General features: G+C 70.6%; 9 protein-coding genes. All 9 read left to right on the top strand.

From position 1 onward, the window contains the following. Positions 1-373, top strand: a 373-nt coding sequence (locus tag ETD85_RS58855; RefSeq protein WP_206059568.1) for an STAS domain-containing protein, incomplete at its 5' end; no start/stop codon positions are given. A 46-nt stretch (positions 374-419) separates the two neighbouring features. Next, positions 420-767, top strand: a complete 348-nt coding sequence (hisI, locus tag ETD85_RS58850; RefSeq protein WP_138698513.1) for a phosphoribosyl-AMP cyclohydrolase — start codon at positions 420-422, stop codon at positions 765-767. 64 nt (positions 768-831) lie between these two features. Beyond that, on the top strand, positions 832-1,434 hold the full coding sequence (locus tag ETD85_RS58845; protein ID WP_170247437.1) for a Trp biosynthesis-associated membrane protein: 603 nt from the start codon (positions 832-834) through the stop codon (positions 1,432-1,434). A gap of 109 nt (positions 1,435-1,543) precedes the next feature. Continuing rightward, a complete protein-coding gene (locus ETD85_RS58840) occupies positions 1,544-2,176 on the top strand; it encodes a DUF4190 domain-containing protein (RefSeq protein WP_138698511.1) in 633 nt (210 codons plus the stop codon). Positions 2,177-2,338: 162 nt separating this feature from the next. Continuing rightward, the gene (locus ETD85_RS58835; protein ID WP_138698510.1) at positions 2,339-2,911 is read left to right on the top strand and encodes a CD225/dispanin family protein; all 573 of its coding nucleotides are present in this window, start codon (positions 2,339-2,341) and stop codon (positions 2,909-2,911) included. 49 nt (positions 2,912-2,960) lie between these two features. Continuing rightward, on the top strand, positions 2,961-3,392 hold the full coding sequence (locus tag ETD85_RS58830; protein ID WP_138698509.1) for a DUF2752 domain-containing protein: 432 nt from the start codon (positions 2,961-2,963) through the stop codon (positions 3,390-3,392). Between the two features lie 128 nt (positions 3,393-3,520). Beyond that, entirely contained in the window at positions 3,521-4,360 is an 840-nt protein-coding gene (gene trpC, locus ETD85_RS58825; RefSeq protein WP_138698508.1) for an indole-3-glycerol phosphate synthase TrpC, read from the top strand. A gap of 20 nt (positions 4,361-4,380) precedes the next feature. Beyond that, positions 4,381-5,604 (top strand): tryptophan synthase subunit beta, encoded by a 1,224-nt coding sequence (gene trpB, locus ETD85_RS58820; RefSeq protein ID WP_379507815.1) that lies wholly within the window; start codon positions 4,381-4,383, stop codon positions 5,602-5,604. Between the two features lie 242 nt (positions 5,605-5,846). Then, complete coding sequence (gene trpA, locus ETD85_RS58815; RefSeq protein ID WP_138698507.1) at positions 5,847-6,641, top strand: tryptophan synthase subunit alpha; 795 nt, start codon at positions 5,847-5,849, stop codon at positions 6,639-6,641. Positions 6,642-6,942: the final 301 nt, after the last annotated feature.

Here is a 6,942-nt window from a genome sequence, read left to right as displayed (position 1 = left end):
ATGCCCTCGCGGGGAGGGGATCGTGAGGAGCATGGGCGTGGATGTGCTGGAGATGACGCGACGTCGGCACGGCGAGCTCGTGGTGGTCAGCCTGGCGGGTGAGATGGACGTGGACAACGTGTCGCAGGTGCGGAGATGCCTTGACGAGGCGGTGGAGACGCACGGCCCCCGGCTGGTGGTCGACCTGACCGCGCTGACCTTCATCGACACCACGGGCCTGGGCGTGCTCGTCCGCCAGCTGGCCGCGTTGCGGGACAGGGACGGGACGATGGCCCTGGTGGCGCCGGACGGGCAGGTGCTGCGGCGGCTGCGCAGGACCAACCTCGCGCCGCTGTTCCCCATCTACGACACGCTCTCCCAGGCGCTGGCCTGATCGTGGCGGTGGCGAAGGCGCGGGGGCGGGCTGGTTGAATGGCAGCATGTCCCTTGACCCCAAGATAGCCGCCAGGCTGAAGCGCAACTCCGACGGTCTCGTTCCCGCGATCGTCCAGCAGCACGACACCGGCGAGGTGCTCATGCTGGCCTGGATGAACGACGAGGCGCTGCATCGGACGCTCACCACCGGCCGGGCCACCTACTGGTCCAGGAGCCGGGCGAAGTTCTGGGTCAAGGGCGAGACCTCGGGCCATGTCCAGCACGTGAAGTCCGTGGCGCTCGACTGCGACGGCGACACCATCCTGCTCAAGGTCGACCAGACCGGCGCGGCGTGCCACACCGGCGACCGCACCTGCTTCGACGTCGGCGCGCTCGACGTCTCGCTCGGCTAGGCGGGGTCCGATGGAACCCGAGCATCCGATGCGATCCGACCGTCCGATGCGATCCGACCGTCCGATGCCATCCGACCGTCCGGCGGAAGGGCCGGGGAAGGCCAAGGCCGGGCGCGGAGAGCTGCTGGGTTGGGTGGCGATGACCGCGCTCGGCTGTGCTCTCGTGCTGCTCGCCGCCGGCCGCGCCTGGGTGAGCATCCCGCAGACCGGTGCGGACGCCGGGCCGCCCACGGGCGGCGACCTCAGCCCCGTGCTGACGCCCCTGGCGCTGGCGGGCCTGGCCGGGGTGGTGGCCGTGCTGGCCACCAAGGGGGCCGGGCGCCGGATCGTCGGCGGGCTGCTGGCCCTGTGCGGGGCCGGCGCGGCGGCGGGCACCTGGACGGCGCTGGGCGGCGCCACCGTGACCGACGTCCTGCGTGACCGGAACGTCCTGCACGGCGCCGCCGATCTCCCCTGGGAGATCATCCCCGTGTGGCCCGCCGTCGCGGCCGCGGGAGCGCTGCTCGTGTTCGCGGGCGGAGTGCTCGCGATCCTGCGTGGCGGCAGGTGGGCGGGCATGTCGGGACGCTACGAGAGAGAAGCGGTCAAGCCCCGCGCCGAGGCCGGGGACGACAAGGCGCTCTGGGACGCACTCGACCGAGGGGACGACCCCACCGATTCCCGCTGAGATTCGGCGATGACGAATTCTCTACTGTTCTGAACCTGTGTCTACCTGGCAAACGTTTTCTCAATAAGCTGCCGGTGCAACACGCCACGAACACTTGAGGAGCCAGCGCATGAGCTACGGGGACCAGGGCGGTAGCGGCGGCTACGGTCAGCAGCCACCCGGTGGAGGATACGGTCAGCAGCCGCCCAGTGGCGGCGGTTACGGCGGGGGCTACGGCCAGCAGCCCGACCCCGGTTCGGGCGGTTACGGCCAGCAGCCGGGCAGCTATCCGCAGGAGCCGCTCGGCTATGGCCAGCAGCCTCCCAGCGGCGGTTACGGTCAGCAGCCCCAGAGCGGCGGATACGGACAACAGCCCCCGAGTGGTGGCTACGGCCAGCAGCCGCCCAGCTACGGCTACGCCCAGCAGGGCTACGGGCAGCAGGGTTACAGCCAGCCGGGCTACGGCCAGTACGGCGCGCCCCCGCCCAGGTCGACCAACGGCATGGCGGTGGCCTCGCTCGTCCTCGGCATCATCGGCCTGATCTTCTGCGGCATCACCAGCATCCCCGGGGTGATCCTCGGGCACATCGCGCTCAACAAGATCAAGCGCACGGGCGAGGAAGGCTCGGGGATGGCCGTCGGCGGCCTGGTGACCTCGTACATCACCGTCGTGCTCTGGGTGCTGGGGTGGCTCATCTTCGGCGGCATGCTGCTTTCCCTGATCGGGCTCAGCGCCGCGGCGACCTCCACGTCCAGCTACTGACCAGTCAGTAAATTATCGGGCGAGTAGCCAGACCGTGACGACCCGCTTGCGGTCCGATTACGAATTGTCCGCAAAATGGACGTTAGTCCACGTAGAAGATGGTTTCTCGCTAGGCTGCCGCGCGCAACTCACCTCGAAATGACGACATAAGGGGTCATTAGCATGAGTTACGGAAACCAGGGCGACGGCGGCTACGGCGCCCAGCCGCCCGGCGGCGGCTACGGTCAGCAGCCCCCCAGCGGTGGAGGCGGCTATGGCCAGCAGCCCCCGAGCGGCGGTGGGTACGGCCAGCAGCCGCCGAGTGGTGGTGGCGGTTACGGCCAGCAGCCCCCCAGCGGTGGCGGCGGCTATGGCGGCGGTTACGGCCAGCAGCCCCCCAGCGGTGGCGGCGGTTACGGCGGCGGCTACGGCCAGCAGCCCCCGAGCGGCGGCGGCTACGGCGGCGCTCCCGGCGGCCCCGGCGGCACCCCGCCGGACAACCAGCTGGTCCCGGCCATCCTCACCACGCTGTTCTGCTGCCTGCCCCTGGGCATCGTCGCGATCGTGAAGTCGTCGCAGGTGAACTCCAAGTGGCAGATCGGCGACTACCAGGGCGCCATGCAGGCGGCCGAGGAAGCCAAGACGTGGTGGAAGCGCAGCCTGATCTTCGGCGCCATCGCGATCGTGCTGATCATCATCTTCTACATCGTGGTGTTCGTCCTGCTGGCCGCGAGCGTGCCGTCCAGCACGTACTGAGCCGCGGGTCACGGGGAAGCGGCGCGTACGGAAGGCGGATACTAGGAGCATGAGCATCGCAACCACCGGGCGGCGTGGCACGGACCGCCTCAAGGGCCTGCTCGGGCCGCTCGGTGTTGCGGCCGGGGCGGGAGCCGCGTTCGCGTTCGTCGGCGTGGTGGACCCCAATCAGCCGGGGCACTACCCGACGTGCCCGTTCCTGTGGATCACCGGCCTCTACTGCCCGGGTTGCGGCACTCTACGCACGATGCACGCGCTGGCCCACCTCGATCCGGTCACGGCGCTGGGGCTCAACCCCCTCGCCATGGCGATGATCCCGTTCCTGCTGTTCTGGTGGGGCAGGTGGGTCGTACGCGCCTGGCAGGGCAGGCCGAGACGCACGACATTGGCGCACCCGGCGTGGCTGTGGGGGTTCATCGCCATCGTCATGGTCTACTGGGTCGTCCGTAATTTGCCATTCGGGGCGTTCCTCGCCCCCTGAGGCGAGTTTTACTCGGGGCCTGTGGTGAGGTGACCCCGGTGGGGCCGATACCATCGCAGGACAGGCAGAGAGCGGACGCGAAGCGAACTCTCCGCCGCCCCCACTGTCGACCGGAGGGACCCCAGCGCGTGAGTGAGCGGACGGAAGGGCCGAGTGTCCTCGACGACATCCTCGACGGGGTGCGCGCCGACCTCGCCACACGTCAGCAGGCCGTCTCCATGGACGAGCTCAAGCAGCGAGCCGAGCGGGCCCAGGCGCCCAGGGACGCCATGGCCGCACTCGGGGGCGACAGGATCTCGGTGATCGCCGAGGTCAAGCGGTCCAGCCCGTCCAAGGGCGCGCTCGCCGCGATCGCCGACCCGGCCGCGCTGGCCGCCGACTACGAGGCCGGCGGCGCGCACGTCATCAGCGTGCTGACCGAGCAGCGCAAGTTCGGGGGCAGCCTCGACGACCTGGCCGCGGTCCGCGCCCGGGTCGACATCCCCATCCTGCGTAAAGACTTCATCCTCACCTCCTACCAGCTCTGGGAGGCCCGGGCCTACGGCGCCGACCTGGCGCTGCTCATGGTCGTCTGCCTGGAGCAGGAGGCGCTGGTGTCGCTGATCGAGCGGGCCGAGTCCATCGGGCTCACCCCGCTGGTCGAGGTGCACACGGAGGAGGAGCTCGAGCGGGCGACCGCCGCCGGCGCGCGGGTGATCGGGATCAACGCCCGCAACCTGAAGACACTCGAGGTCGACCGCGATGTCTTCGCGAAGCTGGCGCCGAAGATCCCCGATAATGTGATCAAGATTGCCGAGTCGGGCGTGCGCGGCCCGCACGATCTGCTCGCCTACGCCCGGGGTGGTGCCGACGCCGTCCTGGTGGGGGAGAGCCTCGTCACCGGCAAGGACCCGCGCAAGGCCGTGGAGGCGTTGGTGACCGCCGGCGCCCATCCGTCGACGCGCCCCGACCACTCAGCAGAGGGATAGCAGTGGCAAACGAAGGCTCCATCCTGACCGCCGCCGACCTGGCCGGCAACGGCGCGCGCGGCGACGACCCCGACGTGCACGGCAAGTTCGGCATTTTCGGCGGCCGTTACGTGCCGGAGGCGCTGATCCCGGCGCTCGACGAGGTGGCCGCGGTCTACGAGAAGGCCAAGAACGACACGGAGTTCCTGCGCGAGTTCGACCACCTGCTGCGCACCTACGCGGGCAGGCCCACGACGCTGACCGACGTGGCCCGCTTCAGCGAGCACGCCGGCGGGGCGCGGATCGTGCTCAAGCGGGAAGACCTCACCCACACCGGCGCACACAAGATCAACAACGTGCTCGGCCAGGCCCTGCTGACCAAGCGGCTGGGCAAGAAGCGGGTGATCGCCGAGACCGGCGCCGGCCAGCACGGCGTGGCCACGGCCACCGCGGCCGCCCTGCTCGGCCTGGAGTGCGTCATCTACATGGGCGCGGTCGACTGCGAGCGCCAGGCGCTCAACGTCGCCAGGATGAAGCTGCTCGGCGCCACCGTGGTGCCGGTGACCAACGGCTCGCAGACGCTGAAGGACGCCATCAACGAGGCGTTCCGCGACTGGGTGACCAACGTCGACACCACCCACTACCTGTTCGGCACGGTGGCCGGGCCGCACCCGTTCCCCGAGATCGTGCGTGACTTCGCGCGCATCATCGGCGTCGAGGCCCGCCGCCAGATGCTGGAGCTGACCGGCGCGCTGCCCGACGCCGTGTGCGCGGCGGTCGGTGGCGGCAGCAACGCCATCGGCATCTTCCACGCCTTCCTCGACGACGAGTCCGTGCGGCTGCACGGCTACGAGGCGGCCGGCCACGGGCTCGACAGCGGCGAGCACGCGCTGACGCTCACCGCGGGCTCGGTCGGCGTGCTGCACGGCTCGCGCACCTACGTGCTGCAGGACGACGAGGGCCAGACCATCGAGTCCCACTCGATCTCGGCCGGGCTCGACTACCCGGGCGTCGGCCCCGAGCACGCCTGGCTGAAGGACTCGGGCCGCGCCACCTACCACGGCGTGACCGACGACGCGGCGATGGCCGCGTTCTCGCTGCTGGCCAGGACCGAAGGCATCATCCCCGCCATCGAGTCCTCCCACGCCCTCGCCGGCGCGCTGGAGCTGGGCCGCGAGCTCGGCCCCGAGGCGACCATCCTGGTCAACCTCTCCGGCCGCGGCGACAAGGACATGGGCACGGCCATGAAGTACTTCAACCTCTGAGACCTGCGAGACCTGCGAGACCTGCGAGGTCTCCGGGACCTGTGAGACCTCCGAGATCCTGAGACCGACCCCGAGACGACGCCGGGCCCAGCGCTTGCGCGGGGCCTGAGAGCGTCGAGGGCCTGCGCCGGGCCGCTCGCCGCGCGGCTCGCGCAGGGCCCCGCCCCGTATCGGCGCGGGGGATTCTGGGCGGGCGCGAGGCAGGGCATCATGGTGAGACTCGACCTTCGAAACGGACAGACATGACGACTCTTCAGACGGTTTTCGCCAAGGCGAAGGCGGACAACCGGGCCGCGCTCGTTGGCTACCTGCCCGCGGGCTTTCCCTCCAAGGGCGGCGACGTCGCCGCGGCCGCGGCCCTGGTGGAGGCCGGCTGCGACGTCATCGAGATCGGCCTGCCCTACTCCGACCCGCTCATGGACGGGCCGACGATCCAGGACGCCGTGCACAGGTCGCTGACCAACGGCACGCGCATCGCCGACGTGCTGCGCACGGTCGAGGGAGTCGCCGCGACCGGGGCCGCCACGCTCGTCATGACGTACTGGAACCCGATCGACAAGTACGGCGCCGAGCGCTTCGCCCGTGACCTGGCCAGCGCGGGCGGCGTCGGCACGATCACGCCCGACCTGACCCCGGAGGAGTCGGAGCCGTGGCGCGCCGCCTCCGCGGGCGCGGGCATCGACACGGTGTTCCTGGTCGCGCCGAGCTCGACGGAGGCGCGCATCAAGGCCGTCGTCGACTGCTGCACGGGCTTCGTGTACGCCGCCTCGCTGATGGGCGTCACGGGCGCGAGAGACAGCGTCAACGTCGCGGCCGAGGGCCTGGTCGAGCGGACGCGGGCGCACACGGACCTGCCGGTGTGCGTGGGCCTGGGCGTCGGCACGGGCAAGCAGGCGGCCGAGGTGGCGGCCTACGCCGACGGGGTGATCGTCGGGTCGGCGTTCATCCGGCGCATCCTCGACGCCCCCGACGAGGCCGCGGGCCAGGCGTCCATCTCCGTGCTGGCAAAGGACATGGCCCAGGGCGTGCGCCGCTGACCGCGGCGGTACGACCTCGTACGTGGAGCGCGGTTCCCCTCTCCGGGGGAATCGCGCTTTACCATTTTTGTCAGACGGTGTGACGAAATTTCTGGACAAGTGCAAATGTCTGGCGCGTAAGTCCATGGCGGGCGGTCCGGTGCCGGGTGATGATCGGGGCTCCCGAGCGGTGTGACGCATGACCCCCGGAAGGACATCGTATGCGTCCGAGTCCCGTTACCCTCGCAGCGGCTCTCGTGCTCGCGGCCACGGCCATGGCCGCCCCGGCGCACGCCGACCCCACTCCCACGCCCACCCCGGC

It is taken from the genome of Nonomuraea zeae, from assembly GCF_005889725.1.
Lineage (GTDB): Bacteria > Actinomycetota > Actinomycetes > Streptosporangiales > Streptosporangiaceae > Nonomuraea > Nonomuraea zeae.
This window is presented reverse-complemented; position numbering and strand designations above follow the sequence as displayed.